The organism is Glycomyces halotolerans (genome assembly GCF_054779575.1).
Window position 1 is genome coordinate 91,464 of record NZ_BAAGXZ010000009.1, and the last position, 23,231, is coordinate 114,694.

The window sequence follows — 23,231 nt, forward strand, 5'->3', positions numbered from 1 at the left end:
CCTCAGGACATGCGGGTGTGCGTGTACGGGGCGGGGAACGTCGGCTGCTACGTGGGCGGGCGGCTGGCCGCGGCCGGAACCGACGTCGTCCTCGTCGGACGCGAGCGGATGGCGCGCCAGATCGCCGAGCACGGCCTCACCCTCACCGACTGGCGCGGCGGCCGGCTCAGCTCGACTGAACCGCGGTTCGAGACCGATCCGGACGCGGCCGGCGACGCGGACCTGGTCCTGGTCACCGTCAAATCGGCCTCGACGCCGGCGGCGGGGGAGGAGCTGGCCACCCGGGTCAAGCCCGCCGCGGTCGTCGTCAGCTTCCAGAACGGCCTGCACAATGCCGAGGTTCTGCTCCGGCGGCTGCCCGAGACGGTCACGGTGCTGCCGGGCATGGTCGGCTTCAATGTGGTGAACCAGGGCGAGGGCCGCTTCCACGGCGCCACCGAGGGCGCGCTCGAAGTGAAGCGGCACCAGGCCCTCGAACCCTGGATCCCCTTGTTCGAACGCGCGGGCCTGCCCCTGGTCCAGCACGACGACATGATCGGGGTGCAGGCGGCCAAACTCCTGCTCAACCTCAACAACGCGATCAACGCGCTCTCGGGCCTGCCGCTGCGCGAGGAGCTGTCGCGGCGGGCCTTCCGGCGGTGCATGGCCGACGCGCTGCGCGAGGCGCTCGACGTCTACGCCGCCGCCGGCATCGAACCGGCCCGGCTCACGGCCCTGCCGCCCGAATGGATGCCGGCCCTCCTGACGTTGCCGGACGCGATCTTCACCCGAGTGTCCGGCCGGATCCTCGCGATCGATCCGACGGCGCGGTCCTCGATGTCGGACGACCTCGAAGCCGAGCGTCCCACCGAAGTGGACTACCTCAATGGCGAGATCGTGGCGCTGGCGAATCTCAGCGGCAGGGAGGCGCCGGTCAACCAGCGGCTGGTAGACCTGGTCCACGTCACCGAGACGCGCGGTCGCCGCCCGTGGACTGGCGCGGAACTGCTCGCATACCTCCGGGCCCGGCGCTGAGCCCGCAGCCGCCCGTCGCCGTGCGATGGCGCCGGGTGCTTTGTTGCTGGGCCCCTTTAAAAGCTCGTTTCACCAATTGAGATCCGCGGCTGACGTGGTTTGACAAAGTTGGGTCTGCCAACTTAATCTTGGCATTGAGAAGCGTCGATGGCGCGCCGTCGTCGACGCCGTCCTCATGCAATCGCCCACGTATCGAAGGAGTGCCATGCTCGGTGCTATACGAAGAACCCGGAAGCGGCTCGTACTCGCCGTGACCTCACTGGCCGCCGTCGTGGCCGGCCTCGGCATCGTGACCCCGATGGTCGCCCAGGCCGCCGCCGGCTGCGAGGTCGACTACCGGATCCAGCACGAATGGCCGGGAGGATTCACCGCCAACGTCGCGATCACCAACCTCGGCGAGCCCATCGACGGCTGGCGGCTCGAGTGGACCTTCCCGTCCGGACAGCGGGTCACCTCGGCGTGGAACGCCACGGTCACCTCCTCGGGAGACCAGGTCACCGCGAGCGACGCCGGATACAACGCCTCGATCGCCACCGACGCGACCACCTCGTTCGGCTTCAACGGCTCCTGGTCCGGCGGCAATGACGTCCCCACCGCGTTCACCCTCAACGGCGTGGCGTGCAACGGCGGCGTCGTCGAACCGACCACCCCGCCCACGACCACCGACCCGCCGCCCACCGGCGGCGACGCGATGGCGACCGTCGCGGCCATGCAGCCGGGCTGGAACCTCGGCAACTCGCTCGACTCGGTCGGCTCCGACGAGACCGCCTGGGGCAACCCGCGCATCACCCAGGACCTGATCCAGCACATCAAGGCCGAGGGCTTCAACAGCATCCGCATCCCGGTCACCTGGGACGACCACCAAGGCGGTGCACCCGACTACGCCATCGACCCGGCATACCTCGACCGAGTCGAGGAGGTGGTGGGCTGGGCGCTCCAGGCCGACCTGTACGTGATGATCAACATCCACCACGACTCGTGGATCTGGATGGCCGACATGCCGACGAACCACGACGCGGTGCTCGCCCGCTACGACGCGATCTGGACCCAGCTGGCCGACCGCTTCCGCGACGCTCCGCCGGAGCTGCTGTTCGAGAGCGTCAACGAGCCGCAGTTCAACAACGTCGACGACGCGACCGCCAACGGCCTGCTCGACGAGCTGAACACCTCGTTCCACCAGATCGTGCGCGACTCCGGCGGCGGCAACGCCGACCGGGTGCTGGTCCTGCCGACCCTGCACACCAACTCCGAGCAGCAGTACCTCGACGCGCTGAACGACACCATCGCCTCGTTGAACGACCCCAACATCGCGGCGACCATCCACTACTACGGCTTCTGGCCGTTCAGCGTGAACATCGCCGGCTACACCACCTTCGACGACGAGGTCCGCCAGGACGTCGACTCCTACTTCGGGCGGGCCCACGACACCTTCGTGGCCCAGGGCGTCCCCGTGATCGTCGGCGAGTGGGGCCTGCTCGGCTTCGACGCCCACACCGGCACCGTCCAACAGGGCGAGAAGCTGAAGTTCTTCGAGTACATCGGCCACTCCGCCAATGAGAACGACCTCACGCTGCAGCTGTGGGACAACGGCCAGCACCTCGGCCGGACCTCCCTGGAGTGGAGCGACCCCGAGCTGTTCGCGATGCTCGAGGCCGGCTGGACCACCCGCTCGGGCACCGCGTCCTCGGACCAGGTGTTCGTCGAACGCTCAGGATCCATCTCGGACGCGACGCTCACGCTGAACCCGAACGGCACCACGTTCGAGGGCCTGCGCCACGGCGGCACGCAGCTGACCGAGGGCGCCGACTACACCGTCTCGGGCGACCAGCTGACCATCAAGGCCTCCAAGCTGACCGAACTTGTCGGCTCCCAGGAGTACGGAGTCAACGCCGACCTGCACGCCGAGTTCTCGCAGGGCGTCGACTGGCGGATCAGCGTGGTCAGCTACGACACGCCGACCATGCAGAACGCCTCGGGCACGACCGACTCGTTCGCGATCCCGACCCAGTTCAACGGCGACCAGCTCGCCACCATGGAGGCGGTCTACGCCGACGGCAGCGGCAACGCCGGCCCGCAGAACTGGACCTCCTACAAGGAGTTCGCGCGCGCCTTCGAGCCCGATTACAGCGCCGGCGAGATCACGCTCACCTCGGACTTCTTCGCCGAGGTCAACGACGGCCAGGAAGTGACGCTCACGTTCCACTTCTGGAGCGGTGAGACGGTCGCCTACGCCGTGACCAAGTCCGGCGGCTCGGTCACCGGGACGGTCGGCTGACGCCGAACCACCACCGCGGCCGGCCGGGCACCGCTCAGAACGGAGCGGTGCCCGGCCGGCCGCACTCGCTCGCCAGGCTCGCGGGCGGTCGACACAGGCCGATTCGGGTAGGGTCTGTCCCATATGGCTCGACCTCCGACCCTCCACCGAAGAAGGCCAACCCCGTGACGCGCGCACTCCGACTGCCGACATCGCTCCTCGCCCTCGGTCTGGCACTGGCCGGATGCGGAGCCGGAGGCTCCGACCCCGGACAGGAGCCCGCCCAGGGCTGCCACGAGTCCGGGCTCGACGTCTCGGTGACGCCGACCGGAACGGCGGCGGGGAAGCGATTCCTCGCCATCGGCCTGGTCAACTGCGGTGACGCGCCGCGACTCCTCGACAGCCACCCGAACGTCGGCGTCTTCGGCGGCGACGTCACCGTCAGCCGGGACGGCAACGAGCCCGAAACGGTGGAGGTCGGCCCCGGCGACGCCCTCATCGCACCGCTCGCCTGGACGGACGTACCCGAGCACGCCGAGAACACCCTCACCGTCGACCGCCTGCTCATCACCGCACTGCCCGACCACCACGGCCACCCGGTCGAGGTCGACCCAGCCTTCGAGCTCCTCCGCGACCACGTCCTCGAGCTCGGGGCATGGCAGCGTCCGGCGGGCGACGCCGACACCGAACCGGTCGAGACCGCCTCACCCGCCACCGAAGACGAGGACGACCAGGCGCCGGCGACGTGCCCCGAAGCCGGCTTCCACGTCACCGTCGCCCAAGGCAGCGCGGCCATGGGCATCCGTTCGGCCGGCATCGAGCTCGTCAACTGCGGCCAGGCCGCGATCGAAGTCGACGGCTACCCGGTGATCGAGGTCCTCCAGGACGGCTCTCCGATCCAGGTCGAGGTCCATCACGGGTCCGACACGCTCACCGATCCCGGGCCGTCCCGGATCGTCGTCGAACCGGGCGAGTCGGTCAGCGCCGGCCTGCTGTGGCGCAACAAGGTCGAGTCGGCCGATACCGGCGCCGTCGTCAGCGACCCCCGACTCTCCATCGCCTACACCGCCGGCGGACCGGCCGTCGTCGTCGAACCGGAATCCCCGGTGGACCTGGGCACCACCCGCTACCTCGAAGTCACCGCCTGGCGCTGACCCGCGCTCCCGAGCGCCCGCGCGCCCGCCGAGTAAGGTGGCCGGCAGGCTAGTGGAAGGAGCGGACATGTCGAATCTGAAAGTCCTGTTCATCGGTGGCAGCGGCGTCATCAGCACCGCGTGCGTACGGGAGGCGGTGCGCCAGGGCATCGACGTGACCGTCCTGAACCGCGGGGAGAGCCAGATGCGCCTCCTGCCCGCCGAGGTCGCCAGGCTCACCGCCGACGCGGGAGACCCCGACGCGGTCCTCGCCGCGATCGGCGACCGGGAGTACGACGCCGTCGTCAACTGGGTCAACTTCGTGCCCGAACAGGTGCAGCGCGACATCGACCTGTTCCGCGGCCGCACCGGCCAGTACGTCTTCATCAGCTCGGCCTCCTGCTACCAGACCCCGCCGGTCCGCATGCCGGTCGTGGAGTCGACGCCGCTGAAGAACCCCTACTGGCAGTACTCCCGCGACAAGATCGCCTGCGAGGAGCTCCTCGTCGCGGCCTATCGCGACATCGACTTCCCCATGACGATCGTGCGGCCCTCGCACACCTACGACGAGACGATGCTGCCGATCCACGGCGGCTGGACCGCCGTCCAGCGCATGCGCGACGGCAGGCCGAGCATCGTCCACGGCGACGGCACCTCCCTGTGGACCCTCACGCACAGCCGCGACTTCGCCGTCGGCTTCGTCGGCCTCCTCGGCAAGTCCGCCGCCATCGGCGAGCCCTTCCACATCACCGGCGACGAGGCCCCCACCTGGAACCAGATCTTCCTCGACATCGCCTCGGCCGCCGGCGTCGACGAGCCCGAGCTCGTCCACGTGGCCAGCGACGCGATCCTCGCCTCCGACCCCGACTGGGGCGCCGGACTCATCGGCGACAAGTCGAACACGATGCTCTTCGACAACGCGAAGATCAAGAGCCTCGTGCCCGAGTTCGGCCGGTCCACCACCCCGTTCAAGGAAGGCGCCCGCGAGATCATCGCCTGGTACGACGCCCACCCCGAGTACCAGGTCGTCGACGACAAGCTCGACTCCCTCATGGACCGCCTCGCCGAGGCCTACGCGCCGCGAGCCCTTTAGGCCGCATCGCGCGCGGCCGCCTAACGCAGCGGCGGCACTTCGAACGCCAGGGTCCCGGCGTCCGCGTCGAGGATCGCCGGGACCCCGAGCGGCACCGTCCACGACGGACTGCAGTGGCCGAAGCCGAAATCCTCGACGATCGGCACCCCCAAGTCGCCCAAGCGGTCGACGAGCACCGCGCGCACCTCGTCCTCGGGGCCGCAGCCGGTCCACGAACCCAGCGCGATCCCGGCGACGCCGTCCAGCCGGCCCGAGCGCCGCAGCTGCGTCAAGCAGCGGTCGAGCCGGTAGTCGGCCTCCTCGAGCTCTTCGAGCAGCAGAATCCCGCCTTCGGCGCTCCGGCGGCCCTCGGCGGTGCCGATGCTCGAGGCCAGCAGACTGAGGCAGCCGCCGAAGGTGACCCCCGATGCCTGCCCGGAGACCAGCGGCCGAGCCGTCGGCGAGGCCAGCTTCTGCACCGACTCCGGTTCGAACAGCGTGCGCCGCAGGTGCTCGCGGGTCGTCTCGTCGTCGATGAACGTCGACCAGGTCGGCATCGGGCCGTGGACGGTCGCCACCCCGAGCCGGGTCGCGATCGCCTCGTGCATCGCCGTCGCATCGCTGAATCCGACGTAGACCTTCGCGCGCAGCGACGCCAGCGCCTCCCAGTCGACGAAGTCGAGCATCCGCTGGACCCCGTAACCGCCCCTCGCAGAGAACACCCCGGCGAAACCGGGATCGGCCCAGGCCTCCTGGAAGTCGGCGGCGCGCTCCCGGTCGCTCCCGGGCAGATACGGCAGGCTCGGGTGGGCGCCGCCCGCGCCGGGCATGACGACCGGGTCCAGGCCCCAGCCCCTGAGGATCGCCAGCCCGGCGTCCATCCGGTCGGGCGGCACCGGGCTGCTCGGGGTGATGACCGCGACCCGGTCGCCCGCCTTGAAGGCCCTGGGTCGACGCAGCGCCTCGATCATGCCCGCAGCTCCAGTTCCGCGCCGACCGGTCCGTCGAATCCGAACGCCTGCGCGTACAGCGAATGCTCGGCCAGCAGCGCGCTGACGATGCTGGACTCCTTGCGGAAGCCGTGCTGCTCGCCCTCGAACGTCAGGTAGGCGTGCGGCACGCCCCGGCCCTTGATCCGCTCCAGCAGCAGCTCGCAGTTCTCCGGCGGGCAGATGGCGTCCTCCAGGCCCTGCAGCAGGACGAACGGCGCCGAGATCCGCTCGGGGTGGTTGACCGGCGACCGCTCGCGGTACCGCTCGGGCACCTCCTCGTACGGGCCCACCAGCGAGACCAGGTACTGCGACTCGAAGTCGTGCGTGCCGATGTCGAGCCACCCGGCGAGGTCGAGGATCGGGTACATGATCGCCGCGCAGGAGTAGACCCCTTCGGCGGCGGGCGAGGTCAGCGACGCGGCCGAGGTCCAGCCGCCGGCGCTGCCGCCGCGGATCGCCAGCCGCGAGCGGTCGGCGGCGCCCTCGTCGGCCAGCGCTCTGGCGACCGCCGCGCAGTCCTCGACGTCGACCACGCCCCACTGCTCGCGCAGCCGGTTGCGGTATTCGCGGCCGTACCCGGTGGATCCGCCGTAGTCGACCTCCACCACGCCGATGCCGCGCGAGGTGAAGTACGCCAGTTCCAGGTCGAGCACGGACCGGAAGTGCCCGGTCGGGCCGCCGTGGACCCAGACCGCGAACGGCGGCAGTTCCCCTTCCGGCGCTTCGTAGTCGGGGTTCCGCGGCCGGTAGACGTGGGCGTGGACCTCGCGCCCGGCCGGCCCGGCGAAGGTCCGGCGCACCGGCTCGGGGTAGTAGGCCGGGTCGACGCGGTCGACGTGCTCGTGGCCGATGACCTCGATGCCGCCGGAGCCGGTGTCCCAGGCGACGACCTCGTAGCCGCGCAGGTGGCCGGCGCCCGAGCCGACGACCCGCTCGCCGTGAACGACGAGCGTCGGGGCCCACTCGGTCCACGGCCCGGTCGCGTCGGTCATGGCCCCGGTGTCGGGGTCCAGGACGCCGAGGCGTCCCTCGCCCTCCCCGCGGACGCAGGCGATGCGGCCGTTGTCGAGCACCGCGAACCACTGCGAACCGATGGTCCACAGCGGACCGGCGAACTCCTGCTCGGCCGGGTACAGCTCGGTGGCCGCACCGGAGTCGGGGTCGATGCGGTGGAGGTTCCACCAGCCGGTCCGGTCCGAGGCGGCGACGAGCGTCCCGTCGGGAGCCCATTCGACCTGCGGGATGGACTCCTCCCGGCCTCCCGCGACGGTCCGCGCCTCCTCGAAGCGGCCGTCGGCGGTGACGGCGGCGGTGCGCAGTTCGGTGCCGTCCCACGGCATGTCCGGGTGGTTCCAGACGATCCAGGCCGCCCGTGTCCCGTCGGGGGACAGGCGCGGCCCGGTGGTGAACCGGTAGCGGTCGTCGGTCAGCTCACGGATCGCCGAGCGGTCCGCGGCGGCCGAGCCGTCCAGCGGCACGGCGGCGAGCACTCTGCGGACGTCGGTCGGCCGCTCGCCGGTGAACTCCTCCATGACCGCCCAGACCTCGCCGCGGTCGGTGTCGAGGACCATGTCGCACCAGCGCAGCCCGCTCGGGATCTCGGGCACGGGCGTCAGCGGCCGGGGCTCGCCGCCCCGGTCCGGCTCGAGCCGGTAGAGACGCTGGTCGTCGAAGTTCGTGAACACGATCAGCGGACCGTCGGGCCCGAGGTGCCCGACCCACGGCGTGCCGCCGTACTCGTGGACGCGGTTGCGGACGTTCCACGGCTCCGGCAGCACCGTCTCGGGCCCGTCGGCGCCGGGACGCACCAGCGTGCGCCGCCCGCCCTCGGCCGGGCGCGGCTCGGTCCACCAGACCTCGTCGCCGACGGCGCCGAGGAACGCCGGACGGCCGTCGCCCCGGGCGACCGTCTCGGCGGTGATCGGCGACTTCCAGGAGCCGTAAGCGGCTATGGTCATGCTGTGCGTCCTTCCGTGTTCCGCAGGAACTCCTCGAGCACCCGCACTCCGAAGCGCAGGCCCTCCACCGGGACCCGTTCGTCCACTCCATGGGCCAGCCTGCCGTAACCGAGCTCCGGCGGCAACTGCAACGGCGCGAAACCGTAGCCGACGACGCCCAGGCGCGAGAACTGCTTGGCGTCGGTCCCGCCGGACATGCAGTAGGGGACCACGCGGCCGCCCGGATCGAACTTCAGCACCGCCTCGCGCATCGCCGCGAACGTCGGCGAATCCACCGGAGCGCTCAGCGGCACTTCGCGGTGCTGGAACTCCCAGTGCACGTCCGGGCCGGTCAGCTCGTCCATCGTGGCCTGGAACTCCGCTTCGCAGCCGGGGAGCATCCGCCCGTCGACCTGCGCGGACGCATGCTCGGGAATCACGTTCACCTTGTAGCCGGCCTCGAACACGGTCGGGTTCGAGCTGCACCGCACCGTCGGCTCGACCAGCTGCGCGGCCGGTCCCAGCCGCTCCAGCAGCGCGTCGACGTCGAAGCCCTCCTCGTCCAAGGCCGCCTCGACGCCGTAGACCGCGGCGAGCTCGGTCAGCGCCGCCCGCACCGCCGGCACCAGCCGCACCGGCCACCGGTGGCGCCCGATGCGGGCCAGTGCCTCGGCGAGGATGGTGACCGCGTTGTCCGGGTTGGTCTTCGAGCCGTGCCCGGCGCGTCCGCGCGCCGACAGGTTCAGCCAGGCGGTGCCGCGCTCTCCGGCGGCGATGGGGTAGATGCGCAGGCCGGGCCCGCCGTGGAAGGTGAAGCCGCCCGATTCGCTTATGCCCTCGGTGCAGCCTTCGAACAGTCGGCGGTGGTGGTCGGCGAGGTACCCGGCGCCGAACTCGGCGCTGGCCTCCTCGTCGGCGGTGAAGGCGACGACGATGTCCCGCCGCGGCACCGTCCCGGTGCGCGCCCACGACCGCACCGTCGCCAGGATCATCGCGACCATGCTCTTCATGTCGAGGGCCCCGCGGCCCCACACGACGCCGTCGCGGATCTCCCCGGAGAACGGGTCGACGCTCCAGTCGTCGGCCTCGGCCGGCACGACGTCGAGGTGCCCGTGGACCAGCAGCGCGTCGGCGTCCCGGTCGGCGCCCTCGATCCGAGCGACCACGTTGGACCGGCGCGGCGCCTTCTCCAGCAGCGTCGACTCGATGCCCGCCTCGGCGAGCTTCTCGGCCGCGTATTCGGCGGCCGCCCGCTCATCGCCGTCGCCGCCGCCCCGGTTGGTGGTGTCGATGCGGATCAGCTCGGAGGTGAAGCGGACGGCCTCCTCCAGCCCCGTTCGTCGATGCCGTCCGCGTCGAGATGCTCGGACGATGCGGTCATGCCGCTCCTCCAATGCCGATACCGATGTCGAAGGTCTTCACGCCGCCTCCAGAGGCCGCGAGCGGTGCAGGTGGCACGCCACGCCGTGACCGTCCGCTTGCAGAACCCCCAGGTCGGCCCGCTCGCAGTCGTGCAGGACCCCTTCGGCCCGTCCCGAGGCGACCTCCTGGCAGCGCGGCCGGAACCGGCAGCCCGAGGGGATCTGCGCGGCGTCCGGCAGCTCCCCGGACAGGACGATCGGCTCCGGCAGCGGCGAGTCCGGCAGCACCGAGACCAGCGCCCGCGTGTACGGGTGCCGCGGATCGGTCAGGACCCGCTCGACCGGGCCCTGCTCGACGATGCGCCCCAGGTACATGATGGCGATCCGGTCGGCGATGCTCCAGGCCAGGCCCAGGTCGTGGGTGATCACGAGCGCGCCGAGGTCCATCTCCTCGCGCAGCCGCAGCAGCAGCGCCAGGATCTCCCCGCGCACCGACGCGTCGAGGCTCGCGACCGGCTCGTCGGCGACGATGATGCTCGGGTTCAGCACCAGTGCCCCGGCGATGACCGCCCGCTGCCGCTGGCCGCCGGAGAGTTCGTGCGGATATGACAGGAAGAACTTCTCGGCCGGCCGCAGCCCGGCGCGCGAGAGCGCCGCGGCGACCCGCCCGGTCTCGTCGTCGGTCACGCCGTGGATGCGCAGCCCTTCGGCGACGGCGTCGTAGATCGTGTGGCGCGGGTTCAGCGCACCAGTCGGGTCCTGCAGGATCAGCTGGACGTGCCGCCGGTACGCCTTGAGCGCCCTGGTGGAGTACGCCAGCGGCACGTCGCCGAAGCGGACCTCGCCGCCGGTCGGCCGCTCCAGGCCCAGCAGCGTCCTGGCCAGCGTCGTCTTCCCGCAGCCGGACTCCCCGGCGAGGGCCACGATCTCGCCGGGGGCCACCTCGAGGTTCACCCCGTCGACCGCCCGCGCGGCGCGCCCTCCCGGCAGGCCGAACTCCACCCGCAGATCCCTCGCGGACAGACGCGGCCCGCTCCCCGGCGACGTCCGGTCATCCTCGGGTCGCAATGGACCCTCCCTCCTGAGCGACGAAGCAGGCGCTGCGCCGATCGGCCTCGCCGCCGGGCACCGGCAGCAGCTCGGGCTCGGCCACGCCGCACCGCTCGACCGCGACCCGGCAGCGCGGCCGGAACGAGCACCCCGACGGCAGGTCGGCCGGGTCCGGCGGGTCCCCGGCGAGCCCGCCGGGACGCAGCCGCGAACGCGGGTCGCCGATCACCGGGAACGCCGACCCCAGCGCCGACGAATAGGGGTGGCTCGCGTGCGCGAACAGGTCGGCGGCCGGGCCGGTCTCCACCACGCGTCCGGCGTACATGACCGCGCCCCGGTCGCAGACCGACGACAGCACCGACAGGTCGTGGCTGATGAGCGCCAGGCTCACCCCCCGCTCGGCCACCAGGCCGGTGATGAGCTCCAGCACCTGCGCCTGGACCATGACGTCCAACGCGGTGGTGGCCTCGTCGGCGATGATGAGGTCCGGGTCGCACGCCAGCGCCATGGCGATCATGGCCCGCTGGCGCTGCCCGCCGGACAGCTCGTGCGGGAAGCTGCCGGCCCGGTCCCGCGGCAGCCCCACCTGCTCCAGCAGCTCCGCCGCTCTGGCCGCCGCCTCGGACTTCGCGACCTTCTCGTGCACCAGGATCGGTTCGGCGATCTGCGACCCGATCCGCCGCACGGCGTTGAGCGAGTGCATGGCCCCTTGGAAGACGATCGAGGCGCCGACCCAGCGGACGGCCCGCAGCCGCCCCCACCCCATCGTCAGCACGTCCTCGCCGTCGAGCAGGATCTCCCCGGTCACCGTCGCGTTCGCCGGCAGCAGCCGCAGCACCGCCATGGCCAGTGTCGACTTCCCGCAGCCGGACTCGCCGGCGATGCCCAGCGTCCGCCCGGCCTCCAGTTCCAGGCTCACGCCGCGCACGGCCGGGACCGCGCCGCGCGAGCCGCGGTAGGTCACCTCGAGGTCGCGGATCTCCAGCAGCGTCACGACGCCTCCCCGCGCAGCCTCGGGTTGAACACGGCTTCGAGCGCTCTGCCGCACAGCATGAACGCGGTGACGACGATGAGGATCGCCAGGCCCGGCGGCAGCAGGTACCACCAGGCCCGGGCCGAGACCGCGCCGTTGCTCCAGGCGCGGTTGAGGATGCCGCCCCACGAGACGACGTTCGGGTCGCCCAGGCCCAGCCACGCCAGTGAGGACTCCATGAGGATCGCCGAGGGCACCAGCAGGGTCGCGCTGGCCAGGACCAGCGGCAGGACGTTGGGCAGGATGTGCCGGGTCATCTGGTGCCAGTGGCCGGCGCCGAGCGCGCGGGCCCGTTCGAGGTAGGGCCGCGCCCGCACGGTGAGGGTCTGGGCGCGCACGAGCCTGGCCGTGCCCGACCAGGACACGATCGCGATGACCACGACGGTCGTGGCCACGCTGCGGCCCATGACCGCCAGCAGCGCGATGGCCACCACGAGGCTGGGCAGCACCATGAACCAGTCCGAGATCCGCAGCGCGACCCATCCGTACCAGCCCCCGATGTGGCCGCTGGTGACGCCGACGAGGGTGCCGATGACGATCGCCACGACCGTGGCGGTCAGGCCGATGAGCAGCGACAGCCGCGCTCCCCAGATGGTGAGCGCCAGGATGGAGCGGCCGACCTCGTCGGTGCCGAGCGGGTATGCGGCGCTGGGCGGTTCCATGCGTCCGCCGGTGGCGGCGGTGACGCTCAGCTGCGACTGGTCGCTGATCAGCGGGGCCGCGACCGCTATGGCGACGATGCATCCGAGCAGCACGAGGCCGACCATGCCGCTGCGCTGCCGCCGGTAGTCGCGCCAGGTCCGTGCGGCGGCCCGACGCCGCCGCGACCATTTGAGCGCGCGCGCCGAGACCGGTCCGGCGGTGTCGGTCGGGTTCGGGTTCATGAGGACCGCCGGATTCTGGGGTCGAGGAACCAGTAGAGGATCTCGGCGCAGAGCACGGCGATGATCGTGGTGCCGGAGAACAGCACGAACAGCGCCTGGAGCATGGGTCGGTCGGGGTAGAAGATCGACTGGACGAACAGCCTGCCGAGGCCGGGCCAGCTGAAGACGGTCTCGGTGACGATGGCGCCGTTGACGATGTTGCCGATCGCCAGGAACACCAGGGTGATCGTCGGCAGCAGGGCGTTGGGAACGGCGTGGCGGCGGCGGACCGCGTCGTCGCGCAGGCCCTTGGCGCGGGCGGTGGTGAGGTAGTCGCCGCCGATCTCGTCGAGGATGGACGACCGCATGACCATCAGGTAGCCCGCGTAGACCACGGCCGTATAGGTCAGCACCGGCAGGACCAGGTGGTGGCCGATGTCGAGCGCCTGCGACAGGGCGTCGCCGGGGGCGTCGGCCGAGCGCATCCCGTTGACCGGGAACAGCCCCAGGTAGCGGGCGAAGACGAGGATGGCGATCATGCCGAGCCAGAACGTCGGGGCCGAGTACAGCAGCAGGCCGAATGTCACCTGGGCGCGGTCGAAGCGGCTGCCCTGCCTCCAGCCGGCCCGGGTGCCGGCCCAGAAGCCGAGCAGGACGGCCAGGAGCACGCCGGTGCCCGACAGCAGGAGCGTGGCCGGGAGCCGCTCGACCACGAGCTCGAAGATCGGCCGGCGGAACTGCAGCGAGGTGCCGAAGTCGCCGGTGAGGGTGCCGGTGATGTAGTCCCAGAACTGGGTCCACATCGGGTCGTTGAGTCCCAGTTCCTCGCGCATCGCCTCGCGCTGCTCGGGGGTGACCGGCCGCTCGCGGGTGAGCTGGTCGATCGGGTCGCCGGCGATGAGTCGGAAGACGAAGAAGGAGGAGAACAGCACCAGCAGCAGCGACACGGCCGCGCCGCCGACGTGTTTGGCCAGGTAGCGGCCGAAGCCGGTGGTGACGCGGCCGGTGCGCCCGGCGGCGGGCCCCGGCGCCGCGGGCGGGCGCCCCGAAGGGGGCCCGCCCGCGGCGGAACGACTGTCGGTCATCGAGTCGGGTTCACTCTCGTTCGTCGGCGGTGCTCCTGCGGCGCATGAAGTAGAACGCGCCGGCGGCGATCAGGACCACCAGGGCCGCTCCGGCCGCGATGAGCACGCCGGTGGACGCGCCGCCCTCGTCGCCGCCGTCGACCGGCGTGGCCGACAGGTAGGCCCAGGCGAAGCCCTGCTGGCCGGTGATCATGCCGCCGTCGGCCGGCTGCGTCCGCAGATTGTCCACTTTATTGTGGTTGTAGGCTTCGATGACGTTCTGGTAGTACAGCCAGACGACGGGGGCGTCCTCGTAGAGCAGCCGCTGCTGCTCTTTGACCAGCTCGGCTCGCGCCGCCGGGTCGGACTCGACCTTCTGCCGCTCGTGGAGGGCGTCGAACTCCTCGTCGCAGTAGAAGTTCTCGTGCGAGCGCTCCGTGCCGTCGGCGGTGGTCGGCAGCACCGCGCAGGTGTGCATGCCGAGCATCTCAGTCGGGTTCGGGCCCACGCCCCACCCTGAGAAGGCGACGTCGTACTCGCCCAGGTAGACCAGGTCGTTGAGGGTGCCCTGCTCGATCGGCTCGGCCTTCGTCTGGACGCCCAGCCGCCCCCACCACTCGGAGACGAACTGGACGATGGTCGCGTAATCGGTGTTGTCGGCGTGGTGGTAGAAGCGGAAGCTGAGCGGCTCGCCGCCGCCCGGCATGGTGCGGACGCCGTCCTCGCCGCGCTCGTAGCCGGCCTCGTCGAGCATCCGGTTGGCCTCGTCGATGTCGAACCCGATCAGCGAGTCGCCGCCGTCCCAGTGCCATTGCCCGAAGATCGCCGGGATGATCGAGACGGCCGGGTCGCCGTTGCCGTCCAGGACGGTGTCGACCAGGGCCTGCTTGTCGATCGCGGTGTGGAGCGCCTGCCGGACCACCGGGTCGCGCAGCGCCGGATGGCCGTCGCCGTAGGGCGTGCCGTCGGCGGTCGCGGCGCCGTGGTTGAAGATCAGCGAGACGAACCGCCGGCCCTGGGCGTTGTTGACCGTGACGTGGTCCTGGGCCTCGAGCGCTTCGGCCTGGGCGGGGTTGAGGCCGTTGACGATGTCGACCTCGCCGGCCTCGAGCGCGGCGACGGCCGCGTCGGGCTCGGTGTAGTAGTCGTAGACGACCTCGTCGAAGGCCGGCGCGCCGTCCCAGTAGTCCTCGTTGGCGCTCAAGCGGACCAGTTCGTCGGTGCGGTACTCGCTGACCTGGAACGGCCCCGAGCCGACCAGCGGCATCCGGTCGTTGGCGTCGTCGGCGGCCGGGTCGGGGTAGGTCTCCCAGACGTGCTCGGGGACGATGAAGATCTCGGTGCCCAGGACCTCCGCCGGGGCCGGTTCGGCGAGCGTGAGCACGAAGGTGGTCTCGTCGGGCGCCTCGGCGGCGACCAGGTTGGCGGCGAAGTCGATGTTCCAGTCGCGGATGGTCTCGTTCTCGATGAGCAGTCCGTAGGTGTAGGCGACGTCCTCGGCCGTGAGCGGCTCGCCGTCGGACCACCGGACGCCCTCGCGGGTGGTGAATGTCCAGGTCAGACCGTCGGGCGACTCGTCCCACTCGGTCGCCAGTCCCGGGGTCGGCTCGTAGTTCTCGTACCCGGTCCTGACGAGCGTGTCGTAGGTCATCATGTTGGTGTTGTAGGTGATGATGTACCGCGACTTGAACGGGTTGAAGGTGTCGACCTCCTGCTCGGTGGCCACCAGCAGGCGGTCGACCTCGTCGTCCTGAGCGGCGGCGCTCGTGGCGGTCCCGGCGACGGCGCCGGCGGCGAGCGTCAGCGCGGCTGCGGCGGCCGTGAGCCGCCGTGGATGGAATCTGCTGCTCATAGGGGCGTGACTACCTCGCATTCGGTTCCGCACCGGACTAACCTCTCCTTCCGGCGGAGGAGGGGAGCATTCGGGCCTGGTTCATTCACCGTTCAGAATGGCGTAAATCTTCTTCTGTTGTCAACGATGCGAAGGAAGTTTTCGTTCTCGACATCGATCCGTCACCAGGCCCCCGGTGTCGGACCCCTGTCGTAGGCTGCCACTGTGAGCGACCTCGACAGCGCAGCACTCGCCCGGATCGACGGACTCCTCGACGAAGCCGTCGGGCGGCGAGAGGTGCCCGGAGTGGTCGCCGGCATCGCCCGCGGCGACACGGTGCGCGTCGCCGCCGCCGGCGCGACGGCCTTCGACGGAGCCCCGATGCGGCGCGAGACGCTGTTCAGGATCACCTCCATCACCAAGCCGATCACGGCGGTCGCCGTGCTCTCCCTGGTCGAGGACGGCCTGCTCGACCTGCACGGGCCGGTCGACGACCTGCTTCCCGAGCTGGCCGACCGCCGGGTGCTGCGCGACCCGGCCGGGCCGCTCGACGACACGGTCCCGGCGCACCGCCCCGTCACCGTCAGGGACCTGCTCACCTTCACCTGGGGCTTCGGCCTCCAAGGGGCGATGTTCACCGCGCCCGAACCGTGGCCGGTCTTCACCGCCGAGCGCGAACGGGACCTCCACACCTTCGGTCCGCCGCAGCCGGACGCCACCCCGGATCCGGACACGTGGATCGCACGACTCGGCGAGCTGCCGCTGCTGGCCCAGCCCGGCGAACGCTGGCTGTACAACACCGGCTCGCAGGTGCTCGGCGTCCTGGCCTCGCGCGCGGCCGGCGCGCCGTTCGACGAGGTGCTCCGCGCCCGCGTGCTGGCACCGCTCGGCATGGGCGACACCGGTTTCGGCGCCGCCGACCCGGCGCGGCTGGCCACGGCCTACCGGAAACTGGACGGCGAACTGGCCGTGACCGACCCGCCCGACGGCCAGTGGTCGCACCCGCCGGCCTTCCCCGACGCCGCCGCCGGACTGGTCTCGTCGGCGGACGACCTGCTGGCATTCGGCCGCATGCTGCTGCGCGGCGGCGAACCCGTCCTGGCCGCCGAGACGGTCGCCGAGGCGACCCGCGACCAGCTCACCGAGGAACAGCGGTCCAACGTCTGGCCCGGCTTCGACCTCCTCGGCGGCCGAGGCTGGGGATACGGCGTCTCGGTGCTCGGCGGCGGCGCCTACACCTGGGAAGGAGGGTCGGGCACCGTCTGGATGAACGTCCCCGACCAGGACCTGACCGTCGTGGTGCTCACCCAGCGGGCCTTCGACGAGGCCGGTCCTCCCGCCGTCTGCACGGAGGTGACGAGCGCCGCCCGCACCTTCGGCTGAGTCCGCCGTCCCGCCCCCCGAGCCGCGAGATATATCAAACACACGTTTGATCTTGCAACGTCGCGGCAGTTCGGTATGTTGAACCCATACACACGTTCGATATATCACGGGGGTCGAAGTGTCAGAGCGGATGCACAGCTCCGCCGTGGCCGGAAACGCCGCCGCGGCCGCGCTGGCGGCCGAGTACGGACTGCGGCTCGCGCGCGATCTGACCCCCGCCGTCCGCGAGAGCGCGCCCGCCCCCGAATCCGCGCTCGCGCCTCCACGCCACATCCTGCCCGTCACCCCCGACATCGCCGCCCTCCTGCCTTACGGCGGACTCTCGACGGTGACGGCCCTCACAGCCTCCAAGGCCGGCGCCACCTCGCTGCTGTGGCGACTGCTGGCCGGACCCACCCAGGCCGGCGGCTGGTGCGCGGTCGTCGGCCTGCCCCGGGTCTACCCCCTCGCCGCGGCCTCGGCCGGAGTCGACCTGGAACGCCTCGCCCTGATCGACGCCGACGGCCCCCGGATCGCCGACGCGGCCGGAGCGCTGGCCGGCGGCATCGCCGTCATGGTCCTGCCCAGCGACGGGTTCTCCCCGAAGCAGACGCGCCGACTGGCCGCCAAGAGCCGCCGCTCGGGCGCCGCCATCGTGTGGTGGGAGACCCGCCCCGTCCAGGCCGCCGACGCCAGACTCGAAGTCGACCACGTCCGCTGGCAGGGCCTGCGCCCCAACCCCGGCCGCCGCTACGGCGCCGGACGGCTCGACGCCTGCGAACTCGACGTGGCCGCCCACTGGCGCACCGGCACCGCCCACCGCGCCCGGATCTGGCCCTACGGCGGCCGCCCCCCGGAGAACGTCATCGACATGCGAGGCAGGCCCTTATGCGCGTCGCCGTCATGTGGATGCCCGACTGGGAGGACCAGGACGCCGCGGCCTTCGAGCCGGTGCTCGACGCGCTCGACCTGCTCACCCCCCACGTCGAGGTGCTCCGTCCCGGATGCGCCGCGATGCCGCTGCGCCGATTCGCCGGCATCGCGCCGGTCCACGGCTCCGCGGGCGCCGACGTGGAGCCGGCCTTCTGCGAGCGCCTCATCGACACCGTCACCGCACTGGTCGACCACGACTGCCTCACCGGCGTCGCCGACGGCCTCTTCGCGGCCCTGCTCGCCGCCCGCTCCGGCCACATCGTCCCGCCCGGCCGCGACGCCGAATTCCTCGCCCCCCACGACATCGCCGATCTCCGCTCCACCGCGCTGGTCGACCCCGAAACCTGCGAAACCCTGCGCCACCTGGGCATCACCACCCTCGGCGCCTTCGCGGCACTTCCCGGCGCGGCCGTCGCCGAACGCTTCGGCGCCGCCGCCCGCCGAGCCCAGGCACTCGCCGCCGGAGAGCCCACCCGGCCCCTCGCCCCCCGCCGGACCGAACCCGAACTCACCGTCCGCGTCGACGCCGAAGAACCCTATGAGACGGTCGAACAGGCCGCCTTCGCCGCCCGGCCCCTCGCCGAACGGCTCCTGCGCACCCTCGCCGAACGCAACCTCGCCTGTACCCGCGTCACCGTCACCGCCCACACCGCCCTCGGCCTGACCCGCGAGCGCACCTGGCAGGTCGACCCCGCCGCCCCCGCCGCCGAACTGGCCCGCCGCGTCCGCTGGCAGCTCGAAGGCTGGCTCACCGGCCCCCACGGCGACGAACACGACCGCGGCGACGCCCTGGCCGCCATCGAACTCGTCCCCGGCGGCCTGCTCGGCCTCGTCGACGCCGGCCGCGGCCTGTGGGAGTCCAAAGACGCCGCCACCGTCCGCGCCGAAGCCGCACTCCGCCACGCCCAATGCCTCCTCGGCCCCGACCACGTCCGCAGCGCCGCCGAAACCGACGGCCGCGACCTGACAGAACGGTGCGGCCTCACCGCCTGGGGCGCCCCGCCCGCCCCGCCCCGCTCAGGCCCCTGGCCCGGCACCCTGCCCGACCCGCTCCCCACCCTCCACGGCACCGACGACGACGTCGAAGTGCTCGACGCCGCCCGGGAGGCGGTCACCGTCTCCGCCCGAGGCGCGCTCTCGGCGACCCCCGCGCTGGTGGCCCTCGGCGGCGAACAGGTCCCCGTCATCGCCTGGGCCGGCCCCTGGCCGATCGCCGAACGCTGGTGGAACCACGAGCACGCCCGCCGCTACGCCCGACTCCAAGTCGTCCTCGGCGACGGCCGCGCCGCGCTCCTGTACGCCGAACACCGACAGTGGAAGGTGGCCGGCTGGTATGACTGACTACGCCGAACTGCACTGCCACTCCCACTACTCGTTCGCCGACGGCGCCGACTCGCCGGCCGCGCTCGCCGCCGAAGCCGCCCGCCTGGGACTGACCGGCCTGGCCGTCACCGACCACGACGGCCTCTACGGCGTCTCCGAACTGGCCACCGCCGCCGCCGGACTCGGACTGCCCACCGTCTTCGGCGCCGAACTGAACCTCGGCATGACCGAGCCCCGCCGCGGCCAGAGCGACCCCGCCGGCGAGCACCTGGTCGTCCTGGCCCGCAGCCCCGTCGGCTACCGGCGCCTCTCCAAGGCCCTCACCAGGGCCAAACTCGCCACCAAGGAGAAGGACCTGCCCTCCTACCGGATGGAGGAACTCGACGAGAACCGCGGACACTGGCTGGTGCTCACCGGCTGCCGCAAAGGACCGCTCAACACCGCCCTCGACACCGACGGCCCCGACGAGGCCGAACGCCGGCTGCGCGAACTGATCGACCGGTGCGGCCGCGACAACGTCGCCGTCGAACTCACCTGCCACGACCTGCCCGGCGACACCGAACGCATCGAAGCCCTCGCTGCGATCGCGGGACGCTGCCGCGTCCCGGTGGTCGCCACCAACAACGTCCACTACGCCTCCCCGCGCCGCGCCAAGGTCGCCGCCGCGCTCGCGGCAACCAGGGCGCGGCGGCCGCTCGACCAGATCGACCCCTGGCTCCCGGCCGCCGCCTCGGCGCACCTGCGCAGCGCCGAGGAGATGGAACTGCGCTTCGTCGACTTCCCCGACGCCGTCAGGAACGCCGCCCTGCTGGCCAAAGAGGTCGCCTTCGACCTCAAGCTCCTCGCCCCCCGGCTGCCCCGGTTCCCCGTGCCGCCCGGATACGACGACTTCTCACACCTGGCCGCCCTGATCGTCCGAGGCGCCCGGGACCGCTACGGCCCCCGGGAAGCCGAACGGGTGCCCGGCGCCTGGAAGCAGCTCGAGTACGAGCTGCGCGTGATCCGCGACCTCGGCTTCGCCGGGTACTTCCTCATCGTCGCCGACATCGTCGACTTCTGCCGCGGACACGACATCTACTGCCAGGGCAGGGGATCGGCCGCCAACAGCGCCGTCTGCTACGCCCTGGGCATCACCAACGTGGACCCCGTCGGCTTCGGGCTGCTGTTCGAGCGGTTCCTCTCGACCGAACGCGACGGACCGCCCGACATCGACATCGACATCGAATCCGGCCGCCGCGAAGAGGTCATCCAGTACGTCTACGGCAAGTACACCCGCCAGCGGGCCGCCATGGTCGCCAACGTCATCACCTACCAGCCGCGCAGCGCGATGCGCGACGCGGCCAAGGCCCTCGGCTACGGCCACGAGCAGGCGGTGGCCTGGTCCAAGCGGCTGCACCGGTGGCGCGGCCTGGAGGCCGACGAGGCCGAGGGCATCCCCGCCCCGGTCCAAGACCTCGCCGCCGAGATGGCCGAACTGCCGCAGCACCTGGGCATCCATCCCGGCGGGATGGTGCTCACCGAGCAGCCGGTCTCGGAGATCGTGCCCGTCGAGTGGGCCCGCATGGCCGACCGCACCGTCGTGCAGTGGGACAAGGAGGCCTGCGCCGACGCCGGACTGGTGAAGTTCGACCTGCTCGGCCTGGGCATGCTCGAGGCGCTGCACCGGATGGTCGACCTCATCTCGGACTTCCACGGCGTCGACATCGACCTCGCCAAGCTGCCGCCCGAGGACGAGGACGTCTACGACATGCTCTGCCGCGCCGACACCGTCGGCGTCTTCCAAGTCGAGTCCCGCGCCCAGATGTCGACCCTGCCGCGACTGCGCCCCAGGGAGTTCCGCGACCTCGTCGCCGAAGTCGCCCTCATCCGGCCTGGCCCCATCCAAGGCGGCGCGGTCCACCCCTACCTGCGCCGACGCCGCGGCGAACCCTGGAAGGACGACGTCCCCGAGATCCTCCACCCGGCGCTCGAGAAGACCTACGGCGTGCCGCTGTTCCAAGAGCAGCTGATGCGCATCGCCATCGACGCCGCCGGATTCGACGGCGGCGAAGCCGACCGGCTGCGACGCGCCATGGGCGCCAAGCGCTCCACCGAGCGCATGGAGCGGCTACGCGAGCGCCTCTACGCCGGCATGGCCGAACGCGGCATCACCGGCGAGTCGGCCGACCGGATCTACGAGCAGCTCAAGAGCTTCGCCGACTTCGGCTTCCCCGAGTCCCACGCCGCCAGCTTCGCCCACCTGGTCTACTCCTCGGCCTGGCTCAAATGCCACTACCCGGCCGCGTTCTACGCGGGACTCCTCGCCTCCCAGCCGATGGGCTTCTACTCGCCGGCCAGCCTCATCGCCGACGCCCAGCGCCACGGCATCACCGTCCTGCCGCCGGAGGTCAACGCCAGCGCGCCGGTGGCCTCCCTGGTCGAGACCGACCGGGCCTCGCGGTTCCCCGTCCTGGGGACCGCCGACATCAGGCTCGGCTTCGACAATGTCAAAGGCCTCGGCGAGGAGGCCGCCGAACGCATCGCCGCCGCCCGCGAGGAAGGCGGCCCCTACCGCGACCTGTCCGACCTGGCACGCCGCGCCGGACTCGGCAAGGGCCGGCTGGAGACCCTCGCGCTCGCCGGCGCCCTCGACAGCCTCGAGCCCGACCGGCGCAAGGCACTGTGGACGGCCGGGATGGTCCACGAGCACCCCGACATGCTCCCGGGCACCGGGCCGACCGCCGCGGCCCCGACGCTGCCGGGCATGAGCGACGCCGAGCTGGCCCGCGCCGACTACATCGGGCTCGGCCTGTCCACTCAGACGCATCCGCTCGAGCTCGTCCGCGACAGCCTCGAAGCCGAAGGCGTCGTCCCCGTCGAACGCCTGCCGCGCACCGCGAACGGCACCCGCGTCGAGATCGCCGGCATCGTGACCCACCGCCAGCGGCCCCCGACCGCCCGGGGCGTGACCTTCCTGAGCATCGAGGACGAGACCGGCATCGGCAACGTCATCTGCTCGCAGGGGCTCTGGAAGCGCTGGCGCGGTGTGGCGGCCGGTGCGAAGGCCATGCGCATCCGAGGCACCGTCGAGCACGCGGCCGACGCCCTCGGCGGCACCATGCCCAACCTCGTCGCCGACAAGCTCACCGCCCTGGACCTGGACGCCCCGACCACCGGCTCCCGCGACTTCCGTTGACGGCCGGCCTACCGGAATCTTGAATGGAGCAGCAGGGTATTGACTCAGGCTCGATTACCGCCTTTGTCAGGAAGGCACCAAGGGGACATGATGGAAGACACAAGTCGTCATGGGATGCTAGTTGACAACGATTTCGCTACTGCTTGACCCACTCACCGCAGCGGGATGTTTCGAAATCCTGACCTTCTTCCAAGGTCACCGTAGGATTGCCTCCGCCTGGGATGCCGTTCTCAATGATGTCGGACCCATTCGAGCCCGACGCGAGGATTGCCCAGTAGCAGTCTGAGCTCACATCGGTGGCTCGATAGGAGCCCGGTTCGATGTCTACACCCACCGTCCAAATTCCTTCGGTGACTGTATTCGCCTTGACCTGCTCCTCGATACCCTTGAGCTCGTTCTCCCATTCCTGGAGTTCAGATTCACGGGCGTCGAGTTCTTCTTCCCGCTCATCTGCTTCAAGTTCGCGCATGATGACAGCGCCTTCGCGTGCAACCAGGTCAAAATGGTCTTCTTCGTCGGGGTCAATCGTGACAGTTTCTGTGACGGTCTCGGTAACGGTCTTAATCTCAGGATCGGTGATCCCCGCGACGATGACTGCCCCTATCGCAATGCCGATTACTGCCGCAGCGATCGGCAAGATCCATATCGGGATGCTCCTTCTTGGCTGCTCCTCGAGTTCAACCTTATGATCTGGACCCTGTTCAGGTTCAGATTCAGTCTCGGGTTGTATTTCGGGCATACGGCATTCTCCTCAGCAAACAGAGAGTGGACGCAATTGCGAGTCATCTTATGGGTACGGCGAATGGACCTGTATGGACCAAAGGGCGACCGGAT

General features: G+C 71.2%; 16 protein-coding genes. 7 read left to right on the forward strand and 9 right to left on the reverse strand.

The features are described from left to right. Positions 1–9 precede the first annotated feature (9 nt). From ACYVL2_RS10095 to ACYVL2_RS10110, 4 genes are all read left to right on the forward strand, one after another. Positions 10–1,014: a 2-dehydropantoate 2-reductase gene (locus ACYVL2_RS10095; protein ID WP_460542792.1), complete on the forward strand. Its 1,005-nt coding sequence runs from the start codon at positions 10–12 to the stop codon at positions 1,012–1,014. A 205-nt stretch (positions 1,015–1,219) separates the two neighbouring features. Further along, positions 1,220–3,289, forward strand: a complete 2,070-nt coding sequence (locus ACYVL2_RS10100; RefSeq protein ID WP_460542794.1) for a cellulase family glycosylhydrolase — start codon at positions 1,220–1,222, stop codon at positions 3,287–3,289. 164 nt (positions 3,290–3,453) lie between these two features. Beyond that, on the forward strand, positions 3,454–4,422 hold the full coding sequence (locus ACYVL2_RS10105) for a DUF4232 domain-containing protein (RefSeq protein ID WP_460542796.1): 969 nt from the start codon (positions 3,454–3,456) through the stop codon (positions 4,420–4,422). Positions 4,423–4,489: 67 nt separating this feature from the next. Continuing rightward, positions 4,490–5,494 (forward strand): SDR family oxidoreductase, encoded by a 1,005-nt coding sequence (locus ACYVL2_RS10110; protein ID WP_460542799.1) that lies wholly within the window; start codon positions 4,490–4,492, stop codon positions 5,492–5,494. A 20-nt stretch (positions 5,495–5,514) separates the two neighbouring features. Here ACYVL2_RS10110 and ACYVL2_RS10115 read toward each other — a convergent pair whose 3' ends face one another. From ACYVL2_RS10115 to ACYVL2_RS10150, 8 genes are read right to left on the reverse strand one after another with little or no spacing between them, the layout of a single operon-like run. After that, positions 5,515–6,444 (reverse strand): S66 peptidase family protein, encoded by a 930-nt coding sequence (locus ACYVL2_RS10115; RefSeq protein ID WP_460542801.1) that lies wholly within the window; start codon positions 6,442–6,444, stop codon positions 5,515–5,517. After that, on the reverse strand, positions 6,441–8,423 hold the full coding sequence (locus tag ACYVL2_RS10120) for a dipeptidyl-peptidase 5 (RefSeq protein ID WP_460542802.1): 1,983 nt from the start codon (positions 8,421–8,423) through the stop codon (positions 6,441–6,443). Before ACYVL2_RS10120 ends, ACYVL2_RS10115 begins: the two co-directional genes overlap by 4 nt. After that, positions 8,420–9,775, reverse strand: coding sequence for a M20/M25/M40 family metallo-hydrolase (locus tag ACYVL2_RS10125; RefSeq protein WP_460542908.1), 1,356 nt, complete (start codon positions 9,773–9,775; stop codon positions 8,420–8,422). Before ACYVL2_RS10125 ends, ACYVL2_RS10120 begins: the two co-directional genes overlap by 4 nt. Before the next feature lie 45 nt (positions 9,776–9,820). After that, positions 9,821–10,831: an ABC transporter ATP-binding protein gene (locus ACYVL2_RS10130; protein ID WP_460542804.1), complete on the reverse strand. Its 1,011-nt coding sequence runs from the start codon at positions 10,829–10,831 to the stop codon at positions 9,821–9,823. Continuing rightward, a complete protein-coding gene (locus tag ACYVL2_RS10135) occupies positions 10,815–11,807 on the reverse strand; it encodes an ABC transporter ATP-binding protein (protein ID WP_460542806.1) in 993 nt (330 codons plus the stop codon). The genes ACYVL2_RS10130 and ACYVL2_RS10135 overlap by 17 nt, the downstream gene beginning before the upstream one ends. Next, positions 11,804–12,730 (reverse strand): ABC transporter permease, encoded by a 927-nt coding sequence (locus tag ACYVL2_RS10140; protein WP_460542808.1) that lies wholly within the window; start codon positions 12,728–12,730, stop codon positions 11,804–11,806. Before ACYVL2_RS10140 ends, ACYVL2_RS10135 begins: the two co-directional genes overlap by 4 nt. Continuing rightward, entirely contained in the window at positions 12,727–13,794 is a 1,068-nt protein-coding gene (locus ACYVL2_RS10145; protein WP_460542810.1) for an ABC transporter permease, read from the reverse strand. The genes ACYVL2_RS10140 and ACYVL2_RS10145 overlap by 4 nt, the downstream gene beginning before the upstream one ends. A gap of 10 nt (positions 13,795–13,804) precedes the next feature. Further along, positions 13,805–15,625 carry an ABC transporter substrate-binding protein gene (locus ACYVL2_RS10150; protein ID WP_460542812.1) on the reverse strand — a complete coding sequence of 607 codons (1,821 nt, stop codon included), beginning with the start codon at positions 15,623–15,625 and terminating at the stop codon, positions 13,805–13,807. A gap of 204 nt (positions 15,626–15,829) precedes the next feature. Here ACYVL2_RS10150 and ACYVL2_RS10155 point away from each other — a divergent pair, with 204 nt between their 5' ends. The 3 genes from ACYVL2_RS10155 (at position 15,830) to ACYVL2_RS10165 (ending at position 22,397) form a co-directional block, all read left to right on the forward strand. Further along, positions 15,830–16,987 carry a serine hydrolase domain-containing protein gene (locus ACYVL2_RS10155; protein ID WP_460542814.1) on the forward strand — a complete coding sequence of 386 codons (1,158 nt, stop codon included), beginning with the start codon at positions 15,830–15,832 and terminating at the stop codon, positions 16,985–16,987. Positions 16,988–17,854: 867 nt separating this feature from the next. Then, the gene (locus ACYVL2_RS10160) at positions 17,855–19,240 is read left to right on the forward strand and encodes a DNA polymerase Y family protein (RefSeq protein ID WP_460542816.1); all 1,386 of its coding nucleotides are present in this window, start codon (positions 17,855–17,857) and stop codon (positions 19,238–19,240) included. After that, positions 19,233–22,397 carry an error-prone DNA polymerase family protein gene (locus tag ACYVL2_RS10165; protein ID WP_460542818.1) on the forward strand — a complete coding sequence of 1,055 codons (3,165 nt, stop codon included), beginning with the start codon at positions 19,233–19,235 and terminating at the stop codon, positions 22,395–22,397. The genes ACYVL2_RS10160 and ACYVL2_RS10165 overlap by 8 nt, the downstream gene beginning before the upstream one ends. A 136-nt stretch (positions 22,398–22,533) precedes the next feature. On the opposite strand, the gene ACYVL2_RS10170 is transcribed toward ACYVL2_RS10165, so the two are convergent. Beyond that, on the reverse strand, positions 22,534–23,136 hold the full coding sequence (locus ACYVL2_RS10170) for a hypothetical protein (RefSeq protein WP_460542820.1): 603 nt from the start codon (positions 23,134–23,136) through the stop codon (positions 22,534–22,536). Between the last annotated feature and the right edge of the window lie 95 nt (positions 23,137–23,231).